The sequence below is a fragment of the Mesorhizobium sp. M1328 genome, from assembly GCF_040318075.1.
Taxonomy (GTDB): Bacteria; Pseudomonadota; Alphaproteobacteria; order Rhizobiales; family Rhizobiaceae; genus Mesorhizobium.
In genome coordinates this window covers 743,892-758,982 of the sequence record NZ_JAMYLO010000001.1, presented here as the reverse complement: position 1 = coordinate 758,982, position 15,091 = coordinate 743,892, and the positions used below count along the sequence as shown (strand labels likewise).

17 protein-coding genes and 1 tRNA gene are annotated in these 15,091 nt (G+C 63.4%); 7 read left to right on the top strand and 11 right to left on the bottom strand.

The features are described 5' to 3' along the window. Positions 1-87 precede the first annotated feature (87 nt). Together NKH23_RS03805 and NKH23_RS03800 are read right to left on the bottom strand one after the other, a co-directional pair. The gene (locus NKH23_RS03805) at positions 88-546 is read right to left on the bottom strand and encodes a hypothetical protein (protein ID WP_352912936.1); all 459 of its coding nucleotides are present in this window, start codon (positions 544-546) and stop codon (positions 88-90) included. Positions 547-717: 171 nt separating this feature from the next. Beyond that, positions 718-793, bottom strand: a tRNA-Ala gene (locus tag NKH23_RS03800). Positions 794-957: 164 nt separating this feature from the next. Here NKH23_RS03800 and NKH23_RS03795 point away from each other — a divergent pair. The 3 genes from NKH23_RS03795 to NKH23_RS03785 all read left to right on the top strand — a co-directional run bounded on the left by NKH23_RS03795 (position 958) and on the right by NKH23_RS03785 (position 2,586). Continuing rightward, complete coding sequence (locus NKH23_RS03795; protein WP_023678162.1) at positions 958-1,248, top strand: YggT family protein; 291 nt, start codon at positions 958-960, stop codon at positions 1,246-1,248. Positions 1,249-1,261: 13 nt separating this feature from the next. Continuing rightward, entirely contained in the window at positions 1,262-1,582 is a 321-nt protein-coding gene (locus tag NKH23_RS03790) for a DUF167 family protein (RefSeq protein ID WP_352912937.1), read from the top strand. A 611-nt stretch (positions 1,583-2,193) separates the two neighbouring features. Next, positions 2,194-2,586: an HAD family hydrolase gene (locus NKH23_RS03785; RefSeq protein WP_352912938.1), complete on the top strand. Its 393-nt coding sequence runs from the start codon at positions 2,194-2,196 to the stop codon at positions 2,584-2,586. 16 nt (positions 2,587-2,602) lie between these two features. On the opposite strand, the gene NKH23_RS03780 is transcribed toward NKH23_RS03785, so the two are convergent. The 7 genes from NKH23_RS03780 to NKH23_RS03750 all read right to left on the bottom strand — a co-directional run bounded on the left by NKH23_RS03780 (position 2,603) and on the right by NKH23_RS03750 (position 9,768). After that, positions 2,603-3,571 (bottom strand): ABC transporter ATP-binding protein, encoded by a 969-nt coding sequence (locus tag NKH23_RS03780; protein ID WP_352912939.1) that lies wholly within the window; start codon positions 3,569-3,571, stop codon positions 2,603-2,605. After that, entirely contained in the window at positions 3,571-4,581 is a 1,011-nt protein-coding gene (locus tag NKH23_RS03775; protein WP_352718531.1) for an ABC transporter ATP-binding protein, read from the bottom strand. The genes NKH23_RS03780 and NKH23_RS03775 overlap by 1 nt, the downstream gene beginning before the upstream one ends. After that, on the bottom strand, positions 4,578-5,495 hold the full coding sequence (locus tag NKH23_RS03770) for a dihydrodipicolinate synthase family protein (protein ID WP_352718390.1): 918 nt from the start codon (positions 5,493-5,495) through the stop codon (positions 4,578-4,580). Before NKH23_RS03770 ends, NKH23_RS03775 begins: the two co-directional genes overlap by 4 nt. Positions 5,496-5,513: 18 nt before the next feature. After that, positions 5,514-6,416 (bottom strand): ABC transporter permease, encoded by a 903-nt coding sequence (locus tag NKH23_RS03765; RefSeq protein WP_352718392.1) that lies wholly within the window; start codon positions 6,414-6,416, stop codon positions 5,514-5,516. Further along, positions 6,416-7,375, bottom strand: a complete 960-nt coding sequence (locus NKH23_RS03760; RefSeq protein ID WP_352718394.1) for an ABC transporter permease — start codon at positions 7,373-7,375, stop codon at positions 6,416-6,418. Before NKH23_RS03760 ends, NKH23_RS03765 begins: the two co-directional genes overlap by 1 nt. Before the next feature lie 66 nt (positions 7,376-7,441). Then, entirely contained in the window at positions 7,442-9,022 is a 1,581-nt protein-coding gene (locus NKH23_RS03755) for an ABC transporter substrate-binding protein (protein WP_352718397.1), read from the bottom strand. A gap of 32 nt (positions 9,023-9,054) precedes the next feature. After that, positions 9,055-9,768, bottom strand: coding sequence for a FadR/GntR family transcriptional regulator (locus NKH23_RS03750; protein ID WP_352669398.1), 714 nt, complete (start codon positions 9,766-9,768; stop codon positions 9,055-9,057). Positions 9,769-9,868: 100 nt separating this feature from the next. Here NKH23_RS03750 and NKH23_RS03745 point away from each other — a divergent pair, with 100 nt between their 5' ends. The 3 genes from NKH23_RS03745 to NKH23_RS03735 are packed head-to-tail and all read left to right on the top strand — an operon-like array spanning position 9,869 to position 12,772. Continuing rightward, positions 9,869-10,840: a Gfo/Idh/MocA family protein gene (locus tag NKH23_RS03745; RefSeq protein ID WP_352912941.1), complete on the top strand. Its 972-nt coding sequence runs from the start codon at positions 9,869-9,871 to the stop codon at positions 10,838-10,840. Then, entirely contained in the window at positions 10,837-11,832 is a 996-nt protein-coding gene (locus NKH23_RS03740; RefSeq protein ID WP_352912942.1) for a Gfo/Idh/MocA family protein, read from the top strand. Before NKH23_RS03745 ends, NKH23_RS03740 begins: the two co-directional genes overlap by 4 nt. Beyond that, complete coding sequence (locus NKH23_RS03735; protein ID WP_352912943.1) at positions 11,822-12,772, top strand: dihydrodipicolinate synthase family protein; 951 nt, start codon at positions 11,822-11,824, stop codon at positions 12,770-12,772. The genes NKH23_RS03740 and NKH23_RS03735 overlap by 11 nt, the downstream gene beginning before the upstream one ends. Positions 12,773-12,808: 36 nt before the next feature. On the opposite strand, the gene NKH23_RS03730 is transcribed toward NKH23_RS03735, so the two are convergent. Together NKH23_RS03730 and NKH23_RS03725 are read right to left on the bottom strand one after the other, a co-directional pair. Beyond that, positions 12,809-13,756 (bottom strand): LLM class flavin-dependent oxidoreductase, encoded by a 948-nt coding sequence (locus NKH23_RS03730; RefSeq protein ID WP_352912944.1) that lies wholly within the window; start codon positions 13,754-13,756, stop codon positions 12,809-12,811. A gap of 130 nt (positions 13,757-13,886) precedes the next feature. Continuing rightward, complete coding sequence (locus NKH23_RS03725; protein WP_023678176.1) at positions 13,887-14,042, bottom strand: hypothetical protein; 156 nt, start codon at positions 14,040-14,042, stop codon at positions 13,887-13,889. Between the two features lie 267 nt (positions 14,043-14,309). On the opposite strand from NKH23_RS03725, the gene NKH23_RS03720 reads away from it, so the two are divergent. Beyond that, a complete protein-coding gene (locus NKH23_RS03720; protein WP_352912945.1) occupies positions 14,310-15,077 on the top strand; it encodes an SDR family NAD(P)-dependent oxidoreductase in 768 nt (255 codons plus the stop codon). Positions 15,078-15,091: the final 14 nt, after the last annotated feature.

Below are 15,091 nucleotides of genomic sequence, written 5' to 3'. Positions count from 1 at the left end.
AACAGGTAATCGATTCGCCCGCAACAACAAATCGCCGGCCGGCGTTGTGCTCGCCTGACGTGCCGTGCTCGCCGGCAAGGGTCGCGGTTATCCCTTGTGTGACATGATATGCGAAACCCCGATACTCACGTCGGCGGTGTGTCTTGCCATCACTGCGTTCATTCGCATTGCAATCGTCGCATAGCCGTTTCGTTCCTGGTCGGTAACTTCCGAGGGCTTGAAGAGCCAAGGAAGGGGTGCAACCTGCGCGTCCTCGAAATTGGCCGGCAGATTCGATGGCAAGGCCTTTTTTCCTAAAGGCAGCTCTAGCCCAAGGTCACTAAATTCCTCCTCGAGGCTGGCGTGCAGATGAGAAAGCACCACATAGATCGCCAGCTTTGATCTAGTCCTTTCTGTGTTGTTTTGACTGTACTCTTGAAGAGCCTCGTCGAACGATGGCGATACGTCGGTTTCAGCAGCGGTAGCTCGTGTTGCAACAGCACCGACCAGGGCAGTCGCTGCCACTCCTGTAAGACCTACAAAATCACGTCTTGTCGTGCTGGTCATAGTGAATTCCCCTCGGTTTTGAAGACGGGCCAAGTCTGGCAAGGATGAGGCGCAGTGGCAATAGGCCGCATACTCTACTGGTGTAGAGGACCTTTACGTCGCCGATGTGAATCCACCCGGCGATGAGCGGGTCTTCGGCATGCAAGCAGGCAAGGGATTCGAAAAATCCGCTGGTGGAGCTGAGGAGGATCGAACTCCTGACCTCGTCATTGCGAACGACGCGCTCTCCCAGCTGAGCTACAGCCCCGTCCAGCGGATGGGGCTTTTATCGGCCGCTGCGGTTTCCTGTCAAGGCTGCGCTTGCTGCCGAAATGCCGTTCGGCCGTTGGTCCGGCTTCGCCATGCGGCGGAAGGCGGCTCTTGCCGCTTTCCCCCACAGTGGCTACATGTCGGCAACAATCGGAGACCGGCATGATCGCCCTCATTCAGACCATTGTCATGGCGCTTGACCTTTACTGGTGGATCATCATCGCCTCGGCGATATTTTCCTGGCTCTACGCCTTCAACGTCGTCAACTCCCGCAACCAGTTCGTCGATACCATCAGCAACATGCTCTATCGGCTGACGGAGCCGGCGCTGCGGCCGATCCGCCGCTTCATGCCCGATCTCGGCGGCATCGACATCTCGCCGATCATCCTGCTGCTGATCCTGTTCTTCATCCGGCAGTTCCTGCTCACCACCGTGCTTTCGCTGGTCGTCTGAGTTCAGGCGTCCCATGAGCGCGCCGTTCCGCACGCGCACCGACGGCATCGACCTGTTCGTCCGGCTGACGCCGAAAGCGGCGATGGACAGGCTGGAGGGGATCGAGACATCGGCGGATGGGCGAAGCTATTTAAAAGCCCGCGTCCGCGCCGTGCCGGAAAACGGGGCCGCCAATCGAGCGCTGGAAAGGCTGGTCGCCAAGGCGCTTGGCGTGGCCGCTTCAGCGGTCTCGATCGTCGCTGGCGACACCGCGCGGTTGAAGACGCTGCGCGTGGTTGGCGATCCCGCGGCGCTGGCGAAACGCATCGATACGCTGGGCACGCCTGGCCCATGATCTCGGCTCGCTCACCCACCCCCGCAGAAAAAAGGCCGGGCTGCAAAGCCCGGCCAGATATGAAGGTCGAAAACCTTCAGAGGGGAACGCGCCGGACGAATGGGAGGAAACATCCGACGCGGATTGCATATGGGTTGGCGTCGACGTCGTTTCAATGAGGTCGGGGAACCACCGTCGCGACAGGCTTTTAAACATCTCGATTATCTGATCAGCAGCTCGACGAGGCCGATCCGTCCTATCGCGACCGATGCGGCAGGACACGCACCGCAACCCCGACCGGGAAGCTCAATATGACCACTACTCGAGTCCTATTCTTCGATGTTCTGGGAACCGTCGTTGACTGGCGCAGCGGTATCGCAAGGGAGGCCGGCGCCTTCCTAGCGCGAAATGGTGCACAGCAGGTCGATCCTGGGTGAATTCGCCGATGCGTGGGCGTTGCGCTATGACGCCTCGACCGAGGCGGTGCGGACAGGGCACCGGCCTTTTGTTTCACTCGACGTGATCAACCGGGAGAATCTGGACGCCACTCTCATCCAGTTCGGGCTGACCCCATCCGCGCTGCCAGCCACCGAACTTGAGGAACTCAATCTCGCCTGGCACCGGCTGGAGCCGTGGCCCGATTCGCTGAAAGGCCTTGCGAGGCTGAAGGAACGCTTCATCATCGCGCCCTTTCGGGGGGCAATACCCGGCTGTTACTGGATATGGCCAAGCGCGCCGGCCTGCCTTGGGACACCGTCCTTGGCTCGGATGTGTTCGGCACCTACAAGCCTGCGCCACAGGCTTATCTCCGCGCAGTGGAGATCCTGGGGGTGCGACCTTCGGAGGCCGTGTTAGTCGCCGCGCATAATAACGACCTGGCCGCGGCACGAAGGTGCGGTATCGGAACCGCCTTTGTTGCTCGGCCAAGAGAGCATGGCCCGGCGCAGACGACCGATCTCTCGCCTCTTGAGAGCTGGGACTTCGTGACCGACGACCTTGTCCATCTCGCCCAAGTTCTCCCGTAGGCAGAGGGCAGAAAACCTAAGCGATGTCGTCGCGGATGCAGGCCTTCAGATGGCCCTCGGCTGTCGCCCTCAGCGGCGGCACAGCCCCGGCGCAAGCCTCCAGCGCAAACGGGCAACGGGTCCGGAAAACACAGCCCGACGGCGGGTTCGCCGGACTGGGAATATCGCCTTTGAGCACCTGCCGGCCTTGCCTGGCCAGCGGATCGAGCGACGGAATGGCTGACAGCAGCGCGCGCGTGTAGGGATGCTGCGGCCGGGCATAGAGTTCGGCCGCCGGCGCAACCTCCATGATGCGCCCGAGATAGAGCACGATGACCGTGTCGCAGATGTACTCGACGACGGCCAGATCGTGCGAAATGAACAGCATGGTCAGGCCGAGCCGGAGCTGCAGGTCGCGCAACAAATTGATGATTTGCGCCTGGATCGAGACGTCGAGTGCCGAGACCGGCTCGTCGGCGACGATGAATTCCGGCTCGAGCGTCAGCGCACGGGCGATGCCGATGCGCTGGCGCTGGCCACCCGAGAATTCATGGGCGTAGCGGTCATAGGCGTCGACCGGCAACTCGACCGCGGCAAGCGCCTTCTCGGCCTTCGCCCGCCGCTCGGACTTCTTGCCAATGCCTTGAATGTCCAGGCCTTCGGTGAGGATCTGCCCGATCGTCATGCGCGGCGACAGGCTGGCGAAGGGGTCCTGAAAAATATACTGCATCTTGCGGCGCTGGCGGCGCAACTGGGCGGCACCCAGCCTGGTGATGTCGGTGCCGTCATAGCTGATTTGGCCGGATGTCGGCTCGATCAGACGCAGCACCGAGCGGCCGATCGTGGTCTTGCCGGAGCCGGATTCGCCAACCAGGCCGACCACCTGGCCGCGCGCGACATCAAAGGAAATATCGTCCAGCGCCCTGACCACCGGGCCACGCGAGAACGCTGTCGGCGCAAAATGCTTGGTCAGGTTTTTGACCGAAAGGAAGGGGGCGTCCACCATCAAAGCTCCTCCCAACGCAGGCAGCGGCTTTGCTGGGTCGGCGTCGCCGCAAACAATGGCGGGACCGCGGCGCGGCAGGCAGCGATAGCCATCGGGCAACGCGGCGCGAACGAACAGCCCTTGGGCAGCAAGGCGAGCGAGGGAACATTGCCGGCAATGGTCGGCAGCGGCGTTCCCGCCGCCTTCAGCGCCGTGGCCTGGCCGAGCCGCGGCACCGAGCGCATCAACCCCGCGGTATAGGGATGACGCGGACGGGTGAACACTTCGCTCACCGGACCTGTTTCGACGATACGCCCGGCATACATCACCGCTACCCGGTCGGCGATTTCGGCTACGAGGCCGAGATTGTGAGTGACGAACAGGATGCCCATGCCGCGCTGCGCCTGCAGCTCGGCCAAAAGATCGAGAATCTGGGCCTGGATAGTGACGTCCAACGCGGTCGTCGGCTCGTCGGCGATCAGCAAGCCTGGATCGCAGGACAGGGCCATGGCGATAGTGGCGCGCTGGCGCATCCCGCCTGACAGCTCGTGCGGATACTGCCGCGCCCGCCGCTTCGGATCGGGAATGCCGACCTGCTCCAGCAGCCGCACAGCGTCTGCTTCTGCCTCGCGGTGCGATTTGCCGAGATGGATGCGGATCGGTTCGGCGATCTGCTCGCCGATCGTGTAGACCGGGTTGAGGCTGGTCATCGGCTCCTGGAAGACCATGCCGATCTCGTTGCCGCGTATCTTGCGCAACGACTCGCCATCGAGGCTGGTCAGCTCGGTGACCGTGCCGCTCTTGCTCCGTAGCGCGATCGATCCCTCAGCAATATGTCCGACCCTTTTCGGCAACAGGCCGATGATCGACAGGCTGGTGACGGATTTGCCGGATCCGGATTCGCCGACGAGCGCCACCGTCTCGCCGGAGCCGATCGTCAGGTCGACGTCCGCTACCGCCGCGATGTCGCGCCCCGCAATGCGGAACACCGCGCGCAGGCCGGAAATCGAGAGGATCGGCGCGACACTCAGCGGAGCAGCCCCACATCGCGAAGGATCATGTCGATCTTCGCGGTTTCCTCCTCGTTCAGGCTGCGTTGCGGCCGCGCCATGGTGTTCGAGGCGATGATGCCGAGGCTCTTCATCGCTGCCTTGAAGGCGCCGACGCCGGCCGAGCCGGCGCTTGTCCTGCCAAGCGATATCCAGACGATCTCGAACAGCTTTAAAAGCCGCTCCTGTTCCACCCGGGCCTCGGCATGCTGGCCGGCCTGCATCAGCTTCCACAGCCTGACGTAACCATGCGGGTCGACATTGGCGAGGCCCGGCACGACGCCATGCGCACCCATGGCCAGCACGCTGTCGACCAGGATCTCGGAGCCGGTCATGCCGAAGAAACCCGGGTCATCGGCCATGTCCTTGAGCACGTAACGCAGATTGCCGTCATCGCCGCTGGAATCCTTGATGCCCGCGATGGCGCCTTCCCTGGCGAGGCCGACCGTGGTCTTGCGCTCCAGCTTGATGTGAACGCAGACCGGGATATCGTAGGCGATGACCGGAATGTCGATCGCATCCTTGATATAGCGGAAGTGATCGCCGATCTCCGACTGGCTGGTGCGGGTATAAAACGGCGCGGTGACGACGATGGCGTCGGCGCCGGCCGATCTGGCGATGCGGGCGTGGTTGATGACACGATCGGTCGTCGGATCGATCACCCCGACGAAGATCGGAACCCGGCCGTTATTGACCTTCACCGCGTGCTCGATGATGGCCCTGCGGCCGGCCTCGTCATGGAAGACCACCTCGCTGGTCGAGCCGAGCACGAACAGCCCGTGAACGCCGCCGTCGAGCAGGTTTTCGATCGTCCGGGTGAACGACGCAAAATCGATGCTGAAGTCGGAATTGAGCGGAGTAACGACAGGCGGCACGACGCCGGTAAACAGGGGCATTTTGATGAACCTTTGAGGTCAGTTGAGATCGGAACGAGGGTCGAATGCGTCGCGCAAGCCGTCGCCAATGAAATTGATGGCGAGCACGGTGAGCACCAGTGCGGCGCCGGGGAACATCCATTGCCACGGGTATTGTTCGAGCACGACGGTGGAGCGGGCGAGATTGAGCATGTTGCCCCAGCTGGCTTCGGGCGGCGCGATGCCAAGGCCGAGGAAGGACAGGCCGGCCTCGAGCAGGATGGCGTTGGCGATCTGCAAGGTGGCGTAGACGACCAGGATATCGATGCAGTTGGGCAGGCCGTGCCGGAACAGCAGATGCGGCAGCCCCGCCCCCATGCCGCGGGCGGCGACGACGAAGTCGCGCTCGCGCAGTTCGAGCAGCCGGGCACGCACCATGCGCGACAGCACCGGCCAGGAGAGCAGCGAGATCACCAGGATGGTCGGGGCGATGCCGGTGCCGGCAATCGAAGCCAGCACTAGCAGGAAGATCACCGGCGGCAGCGTCATCGCCAGATCGACCAGGCGCATCACCATTCCGTCGACGAGACGCCCGCCAAAGCTGGCGACGGCGCCGACCAGGAAGCCGATGACGGTCGAGATAGCGACCGAACAGATGGCAACCAGCAGTGAGATCCGCCCGCCTTGCAGCAACCGGGCCATGACATCACGCCCGACGCCATCGCTGCCCAGCCAATGAATGGCGGACGGCGCCTTGTTCATCGCCCTGAGGTCGATGGCGTTCGGGCCGAACGGCCACCACAGAGGATAGGTCGAAACCGCCAGCAGGACTGGAATGACGATCAAAAGCCCGGCGCGCGCCGCACGGTTTTCAAAAAAGCGGTCGAACGCGCGGCGAAGCGGGCCTTTGGTTTTCGACACGGCGGCCGGGTCGACCGATGGGTCCGGCGCGGTGATTGCCATCAAGCCACCTGAATGCGCGGGTCGACGACGGCATAGACGACGTCGGTCAAGAGGTTGACCAGGATGACGCAAACGCCGATCACCAGGGTGGCGCCCATAATCACCGGGTAATCGCGGGTGCCGACGGCGTTGACCAGAAGCAGTCCCATGCCCGGCCAGTTAAACACGCTTTCCAGGAAGATGGCACCGCCGATGGCGATACCGACGGTCGAGCCGATCAGGGTAATGACTGGCAAGAGCGCATTGCGGGTCGCGTGCTTGATGATCACCCAGAACTCGCGCACGCCCTTGGCACGCGCCGTCCGCACGTAATCCTGGTTGAGCACTTCCAGCAGCGAGGCGCGCATGTAACGCATGATCAGCGCGGCATGGCCGATGGACAGCAGGCAGGCGGGCAGGACGAGGTGCGCAAGCACATCCGTCGCCGAGAACGGCGCACCGGCAGTCTGCATGCCGCCGGACGGCGCCCAGCGCAGCAGCACCGAGAAGAAATAGAGGCCAAGCAGCGCCGTCAGGAAAGCCGGGCTGGAGATGCCGATGAACGACAGCACCGACAGCGCGATGTCAGACGGTTCGTTGCGGCGCACCGCGCTGAAAATGCCGGCGGAAATGCCGAGCACGATGGCGATCGCCAGGCCCGTGCCCATCAGCAGCGCGGTCGGGCCGATGCGATCCATGACCAGTGGCAGCACGGCAACGCCGCTGCGCTGGATCGAATAGCCGAAGTCACCGCTCAGCGCCGCACGCAGCCAGGCGAGATATTGCACGGGAAGCGGCCGATCGAGCCCGAGCCGTTCGCGCAGGCCCTCGAGGTCGGAAGCCGACATCGGCACAGAGGGATTGATGTAGGCGTCGATCGGATCGCCCGGCGCCAGCCGCAACAGGATGAAGATGAGGACGCTGAGCGCGACCAGCATCAGCAATCCTGTGGCGCTGCGGCGGGCGATGAAGCTCAACATGGGCTTTCCGTGGCGGTGGCAGGCGGCGCCAAAGTGGTCCCGCCTGCTCGCTTGGTTGCGGGGTTCTTACTGGATGTCCCAGCGCTCGGGGTGAGCTGCGTAGGGGCCGCCGCCCGGCGCCGGCGTCCAGACGAAGTCACGCAGCTTGTTGGAGGCCACGCCATAGCGGTTGGCCACCCACAACGTCGCCCAGGGCAGCTCCTTGTTCATCACCTTGCAGACCTCCTGCCAGGAGGCGTCGAGCTTGGCCGGATCGGTCTGGCCGAGCGCGGCGTCCAACGCGGTGCTCAGGTCGTCGAACTCGATACGCATGGTGTTGAAGCCTGCCGGCGGGATCTGCGACTTGTTGAGGCCGGGATTGAGGCCGGCTGGATTGGGGCCGTTCTGCAGGCCGGCATAGACCATCGGAAATGCGTTCCAGTCCGGCGTGCCTTCCTTGTAGACGATGCCGTTATAGGTCGGCGTATCGACAACCCGCGGCACCACATTGATGCCGACCTCGGCCAGCATCGACTGGACAGCGGCCATCACATTGGCCGCTTGTGGCGAGCCGTAATAGGTCAGCAAGGTGATCGGCTTGTCGCCGTTGATCTTGTCCCAGCCCGCCTCGGCCAGCAGCGCCTTGGCCTTTACCGGATCGTAAGCATAGGGTTCGAGGCCTGCGGGAACCAGATGCGGCGCGACATAGCCGCAATTGGCCGGCTTGGCGGCACCGCCATAGAGGCTGTCTATGATCGCGTTGCGGTCGATCGCATACATAATCGCCTGGCGGACACGGATATCCCTAAACAGGTCGACCTTCTGGTTCAGGCCGATATAGTTGACCACATAGGAGGCACCTTCGATCACCTTGAAATTGCTGTCGCTCTTGAACGATGCCGCATCGTCGGGCTCGACATAGGTGAACTGGATCTCGCCGGCGCGGAGCGCGGCGACGGCCGCCGCCGGCGACTCGAAATAGCGGTTGATGAGCACGTCTACCTTCGGCTTGCCGCCGCGATAATCGTCATCGGCTGCCAGTTCAACGTATTGGTCGGTCACGTAGCGTTTGAACTTGAACGGGCCGGTGCCGACCGGAGCGGTCGACCACCAGGTGCTTGTCGCCAGCGATTCCGGCGGCAGAGCGGCCAGGGCATGCTCCGGCAGGATCATCAGCTGCGAGAGGATCGATAGAAACGAGCCGTTCGGTTTCGATAGCTTCACCACTGCGGTGTGGTCATCCGGTGCATCGACCGAGGCGATGTTGGCGAGGCGGGCGGCAAACAGACTGCCGGAGGCCTTGTTCTTGGCAAGCTCGAGGGTGAACTTGACGTCCTTCGAGGTGAACGGTTTGCCGTCATGCCAGGTCTCGTTGACCAGGTTGAACGTATAGCTCAGCTGGTCGTCGCTGATCTTGTAGTCCTTGGCGAGGTCGCCTTCGATATCGGTTAGCCCGGCATTGTAGATGACCAGCGGTTCAAAATAGGTGCTGAGCCAGGTGTAGCCGCCCGTCGCGACCAGCGGGTTGAAGTTCTTGGGAAAACCGCCGGGGCCGACGTCGAAGCCGCCCGCAATGGTCTTGGCGCTTTGTGCCTGGACACTGGTCAATGGGGCAATGCTGGCGAGCAGCAGCCCGGCGACTGAGAATGCGATAGTCCTGATGCGCATGGTTTCCTCCCTTGGCATAGTCAGGTTGTTCTTCAGCTTGCTCGGTTTTTGGCGATAACCTGCTGGATTCCCCGGTAATGGTCGTCGAGCCGCCCACGCGCCTGGTCGACATCCTTGGCGGCGACAGCCTCGACGATCTCGTGATGGTCGCGCCATGTCGCCAGCGGCGTCGGATTGTCGAGATTGGTGAAATTCGAGGCCTTGTTGAACGCTATCCAGAAGATGTCGATCAGCGCGCTCAGCATGTGATTGTTCTGGCAGCGGAACAGCAGCTGATGGAATTGCTGGTCCTCTTCGGCGAAGCTCTCATGGCGCTCGGCACGTTGCCGCATGCGCTCGGTCAACTGGCGCAGCGCCTCGATGTCCTCGGCGCTGATCATCTCGATCGTCTTGGCGATGAGGCCGGTTTCCAGCACGCGACGGATTTCGCGCAGCTCTTCGACGTCGCGCAGCGAATCCTGCAAACCGTATGCCAGGTTATCCAGCAGCGGCTTGAACGAGAACTCCTTGACGAACACGCCGATGCCGCGTCGCGTCTCCAGGATGCCGATCGATTCCAGCGCCTTGATGGCTTCCCGCACGGAGTTGCGGCCGACGCCGAGCCGCTGCGCCAGGAACGTCTCCGGCGGCAAGGGATCGCCGGCCTTGAGCTGGTTGCTTTCGATATAGGCCCTGAGGCTTTCCTGCACGGTGACGTGAAGGAGCGGCGGTCTGCTCAACGGTTCGATCGACTTCAATTCCGCCATCCCACTGCTTTCATCGTCCGCCGGATTAGCCTGCCCGCCGCTTGTCGTATAGCTACTTGTAGGATATCCTGCAAGCCCATAACAAACCTGCTGCCTCCGAATGAAGATTGCCCTCGCCGGCTCGAGCCACTGGCACGCCGAAATGCACCTCGACGCCGCACGCTTTTACGGTGCGGAGATCGCCGGCATCTGGGACGAGGATCCTGGCCAAGCGCATGCGTTCGCCGCGAACCGCGACCTGCCGTTTATCGAAGATTTCGCGGAGATACTCTCCAGCCCGCCGGATGTGATCCTGTTGATGGGGCACCCTTCGATGGTGCCGGCGCGGGCACGCGCGATCATCGAGGCAGGGATACCGCTGATCCTGGAGAAGCCGGCGGCCAGCCATACGAGGGAACTGATAGCGCTGCGCGAGATTGCCAGACAGCAGCAGGCTTTTGTCGCTGTTCCCCTGCCCAACCGTTTCGGACCGGCCGTCACGGCATTTGAACGGCTGCGCCGGCAAGATCGCGCCGGTGCAGTGGCACATTGCCAATTCCGGCTGGTCAATGGCCCGCCGCAACGCTACATCGCCGACGGTGTCGCCTGGGTCCTCGACCCGGCGGTTGGTGGCGGGGGTGCGTTGAGGAATCTCGGCATACACGGCGTCGACGCGGCACTCAGCCTCGCAACCGGCAAGCTCGGCCTGAAAAGCGTTTCGATCGCGAACCGCATCCATCCCGGCCCGGTCGAGGATCACGTACTTCTGGTGCTGGAAGACGAGGCCGGAGCGCTGTTCATCGTCGAGGCCGGCTACACCTTTGCTTCGATGCGCCCCGGCGGTGACTTCGAGTGGCGCATCGTCAGTGCCAATGCGACCCTGGTCGATCATGGCGACCATGCCATCTGCGCAACGCTCGACGATGCGGCAATCGTCGACTTGCCGGTCGAGCTGCCGGCAACGCGCTATCGTCTGTTCATGCGCGATACGCTTGACCGGCTGGCGAGAAACGCGCCTCCGTCCGCGTCCATCGAGGATTATGTTGCGGCGGTGTCGCTGATCGACGCCGCTTATGAAAAGGCAGGACGATGATTGGAATAGGCATTATCGGCGCCGGCGATTTCGGCGCAGCCCATGCGCGGGCAATCCGTGAGGTTGGAGGCATTCGTCTCGTTGCCGCCTCTCGTGGAAATGCCGATGCGCTGCAGCAATTCACCGTCGAACATGGCGGCCGCGGCTACGCGGACTGGCGAAGGCTGCTGGACGACAAGGAGGTCGACGCGGTCCTCATTGCCAGCCCGCACCATCTCCATGCCGAAATGGCCATCGGCGCTGCAAAGGCCGGCAAGCATATCCTGCTCGAAAAACCGATGGCGCCGACGGCGGCCGCCTGCGATGCGATCAATGCCGCCGTGGCCGAGAGCGGCGTCAAGCTGATGGTCGCCCACCTCATGCATTTCGCCCTGCCCTGCATGGCTGCCAGAGAAAAGCTGGAGGAAGGAGCGCTTGGCCGGCCGCTCGCCGGATCGAGCTGGATCATCAAGCTGTGGATGGAGCACAATCGCCGCGATTGGCATCTGCGCAAGACGACCGGCGGCGGCATGCTGTTGACGGCCGGCATCCACGCGCTCGACCGCCTCGTCTGGCTGATGGATGACGATGTCGTGTCGGTGAGCGGCATGCTCGGCGCCAAGTTCCATGACCAGGAAGCAGACGACAGCGCCCTGCTTGGATTGCGTTTCGCCGGCGGCGGCATCGGCCAGGTGCAGAGCGTCGGCTATCGCACCGGCGCCACCACCTACGCCATGGATCTGGTCTGCGAGCGGGGAACGCTGCGCATCGACATGGATCGCGGCACGATGCTTGGCCGCGAGACGGTCTGGACCGAGCTGCCCGGTTCCTTTGAGCCGAACTGGATGCATAACGCGCTGGTGCGCGAATGGAGCGCAATGCGCGATGCCATTGCCGACGACACGCCGGTGCCGGTCGACGGTATCTATGCACGCAAGATCATCGCCATTATCGAGGCTGCCTTTGCGTCGAACGAAACCCGCCGCGAACACGAGATCGCCGGTGCACGCTGACCTTAACAACCACCTGGCCTGCTTGCCCGCACACGCGCCGCGCGGCGTCTGGGGCGCAGTGATGCTGGCCATCGACCATCGCGGAGCGATCGACTGGCAGGCGACGGAAGAGACGATCGCCCGGCTCTGCGCCTCAGGCGTCGACGGCGTCTATTCCAATGGCACGGCCTGCGAATTCCATTGCCAGACCGAGCCCGAATTTGACCGGCTTTGTGAGTTGGTCGCAACCATAGCCGGCCGCGCGCGCCTTCCTTTCCAGATCGGCATCAGCCAGTCCAATCCGCGCGTCGCGCTGGAGCGGCTGACGCGGGTCGCCGCACTTCGCCCGACGGCGGCTCAATTCACCTTGCCCGACTGGTGGCCGCCCAGTGACGACGAGATCATGCGCTTTGCCGGCGGCCTCTGCGAAGCTGCGCCCGAGACGCCCCTGGTGCTCTACAACCCGCCGCACGCCAAGCGCCGCCTGACGCTCGACGCCATCGCCAGGCTGCGTGCGGCCGTGACATCGCTGGTCGGCGCCAAGCTGCCGGGCGGCGACGCCGGCTGGTATGCCGATATGCGTCGCAAACTGGACGGATTTTCCGTCTTCGTCCCCGGCCACACGCTGGCAACAGGCTATGCTGGAGGGGCCCATGGCAGCTATTCCAACGTTGCCTGCCTCAACCCGAAGGGCGCGGTACGATGGTGGCAAATGATCCGCACCGACACGGCCGCCGCTGCCGAGGTCGAGGCCCGCATACAGGCCTTCCTCGCCACACATGTCCTACCGTTTCGCACCCGTTACGATGTCGGCGATGCAGCACTCGACAAGGCGATGGCGGCGGCCGGCGGCTGGGCGCCGCTCGGCCCGCGACTGCTCTGGCCCTACAGCTCCGTTCCCGATCAGGAAATCCCGACGCTGGCCAGGGCCGCTCACGCGGCTTTCCCGGAATGGTGGTAGGGTCCGTCAGCCAAGGTGCGTGACGACGGTGGCTCTTCAGCACTCGGCTCGCGGGCCCGGTATCGCGCGTGACGCAAACGTCCCTGACGCAGGGGCATCCGCCTCGCGCCATGCCAGCGAGTTGCGCAGCAGTGCAATCGCCTCGCGGCCGGCAGTCGCAATCTCGCGCGGCCTGTCGACGCCGACGATCATGAACTCCTTGATCCCCAAAGCGGCGTAGGAAAGCAGCGACAGCGCGACCTGCGCCGGCGGCTCGGCAAGTTCGACCACCTTCTGGCAGGAGGCGGCCGGTTTGTCTTCCGAACGGATCCGGACGGGAAGCGCGAACCGCAGCTTGCCGGCCCGACCGTGTTCGGCGGCAGCGCCGCGTACGCGCTCCATTGACTGGCGGATTTCTGCAAGCGAGCCCGGCGCCAGCTCGAACACATCCGCATGCCTGCCCGCGACCCTGAGCGCGGTGCCCGACTGCCCGCCCATGCGGATGGTCACGTCGGCACCATGCGGCCCCTTGTGCGGCACATAGCCGCCTTTGACGCTGTAAAAGGCGCCTTCATGGTCGAACGGCCTGTCGTTCGACCACAACCGCTTCAGCAGCACCAGATATTCGTCGATGCGTTGCCAGACCACCGTATGGCCGGCCGGACGTGCCTCGGCATCGTCGTCGCTCAGCGGCTCGCTGAGCATCCTGAGCGACAGCCGGCCACCGCTTCTCTGGTCGAGGGCAGCAAGCTGCCGCGCCGCCACGGTTGGTTCGATCACGCCCGCCCAATGCGTGAGCACGACCTCCAGGGAGGAGGTACGGTCCAGCGTCTGGGCGGCAAGGTCCATATTGGTCAGCAGCCCGGCCTGGTCGTCGATGACGATCCTCTGGAATCCGGCATCCTCGATCAGTGACAGCTTCGTCGCGGTCTCGACAAAGTCATAGAAAAAGCTGGCGTCGGCAGCGTGGATCTTACCGGGAACATGCGTGAACTCGATCGGCATTGCCATCTCCTCCATCACGTTGGAATCAGGGCGCGCAAAAGCGCACCGGCATTCGGTTCATCAACTCCGGAATTTCTGCAAACGGCAGGCCGCTATCCCGAGGAAGCCTCGATGATCAGAGCCTTGACAATCAGGGGATCAGCCCCAGTACCACTGCCCCGGTGAATACAAACGCAAGGGCAAAGACGAGATAGGCGAAAGCGCCGGCGTAGGCCGGCCGCCACACCTGGTCGGAACCCAGCCTTTGGCCTTTGCGGGCAGTCTGAGCGTTCTGGCTATAGGACATATCGACCTCCGTCTCGGCGCTTAATCTATAAAATCAGTAGACTTTGTCGAGTGCTATTTTCGCGCGATCCTTAGAACAATTTTCTCCAAACGGCGGACAACTTAGTGCTTTTACTGCTTAGCGCTGCCTTTTGAGGCACGCCGGGATGACGGCAGAAAATGTCAGGTCCACGTGTCTGTGGCTCCTTGGCGATCCAATGGACGAAGGATAGCATCGCTGCTTCAGCGGAAAGCCGGGACGTCACGGCAAGGCAGCAGGGAGCAAAAGATGGGCACAAGACTGGCCGGCAAGGTCGCCATCATTTCGGGCGGCGCGACGGGCATGGGCGGTGCGGCCTCGGAGCTTTTCGCGGCCGAGGGCGCCAAGGTGGCGATCATCGACCGCAACGGCGAAGCGGCTGCCGCCACCTCAGCGGCAATCAGGGAACGCGGCCATGTCGCCGAGCACTGGGTCGCCGACGTATCGGATGAGGCGCAGGTCGAAGCGGCGGTGACGGGCGCGACGGAAAAATTCGGCCCGGTCACGGTTCTGTTCAACCACGCCGGCACCATCGTCATCAAGCCCTTCCTGGAGACCACGCTGCAGGAATGGGACTGGCTGCATGCCGTCAATGTGCGTTCGATGTTCCTGATGACGCGCGCCGTGCTGCCCGGCATGATCGCCGCCGGCGGCGGTTCCATCGTCTGCACCTCGTCGATCTCGGCGGTGGCGGCAACGCCGATGGAGGTGCTTTACGACACTACCAAGGGTGCCTGCCACATGTTCGCGCGCGCCATTGCCGTCGAGTTCCGCGACCGCAACATCCGCTGCAATGCGGTCTGTCCAGGCTTCATCAGGACACCGCATGGCCTGCGCGAGGTCGCCGATCTCGACAAACTCGGCGTCGATGTCTCCGACGCGGCAATGGCGGCGCAACAAGGACGGATCGGCGAGCCGGAAGAGGTCGCGAAGGCAGCCCTGTTCCTGGCCAGCGACGAGGCCAGCTTCGTCAACGGCGCCCATCTGTTCGTCGACAACGGCTTCACCGCGATGTGAAAGGCGAAGCGCCG

Bases quoted from the DNA above. Each gene is read 5' to 3' on its own strand.
- NKH23_RS03805 (WP_352912936.1), bottom strand. From the start codon at position 546: ATGACCAGCACGACAAGACGTGATTTTGTAGGTCTTACAGGAGTGGCA.
- NKH23_RS03795 (WP_023678162.1), top strand. From the start codon at position 958: ATGATCGCCCTCATTCAGACCATTGTCATGGCGCTTGACCTTTACTGG.
- NKH23_RS03790 (WP_352912937.1), top strand. From the start codon at position 1,262: ATGAGCGCGCCGTTCCGCACGCGCACCGACGGCATCGACCTGTTCGTC.
- NKH23_RS03780 (WP_352912939.1), bottom strand. From the start codon at position 3,571: ATGGTGGACGCCCCCTTCCTTTCGGTCAAAAACCTGACCAAGCATTTT.
- NKH23_RS03770 (WP_352718390.1), bottom strand. From the start codon at position 5,495: ATGCCCCTGTTTACCGGCGTCGTGCCGCCTGTCGTTACTCCGCTCAAT.
- NKH23_RS03765 (WP_352718392.1), bottom strand. From the start codon at position 6,416: ATGGCAATCACCGCGCCGGACCCATCGGTCGACCCGGCCGCCGTGTCG.
- NKH23_RS03760 (WP_352718394.1), bottom strand. From the start codon at position 7,375: ATGTTGAGCTTCATCGCCCGCCGCAGCGCCACAGGATTGCTGATGCTG.
- NKH23_RS03755 (WP_352718397.1), bottom strand. From the start codon at position 9,022: ATGCGCATCAGGACTATCGCATTCTCAGTCGCCGGGCTGCTGCTCGCC.
- NKH23_RS03750 (WP_352669398.1), bottom strand. From the start codon at position 9,768: ATGGCGGAATTGAAGTCGATCGAACCGTTGAGCAGACCGCCGCTCCTT.
- NKH23_RS03745 (WP_352912941.1), top strand. From the start codon at position 9,869: ATGAAGATTGCCCTCGCCGGCTCGAGCCACTGGCACGCCGAAATGCAC.
- NKH23_RS03740 (WP_352912942.1), top strand. From the start codon at position 10,837: ATGATTGGAATAGGCATTATCGGCGCCGGCGATTTCGGCGCAGCCCAT.
- NKH23_RS03730 (WP_352912944.1), bottom strand. From the start codon at position 13,756: ATGCCGATCGAGTTCACGCATGTTCCCGGTAAGATCCACGCTGCCGAC.
- NKH23_RS03725 (WP_023678176.1), bottom strand. From the start codon at position 14,042: ATGTCCTATAGCCAGAACGCTCAGACTGCCCGCAAAGGCCAAAGGCTG.
- NKH23_RS03720 (WP_352912945.1), top strand. From the start codon at position 14,310: ATGGGCACAAGACTGGCCGGCAAGGTCGCCATCATTTCGGGCGGCGCG.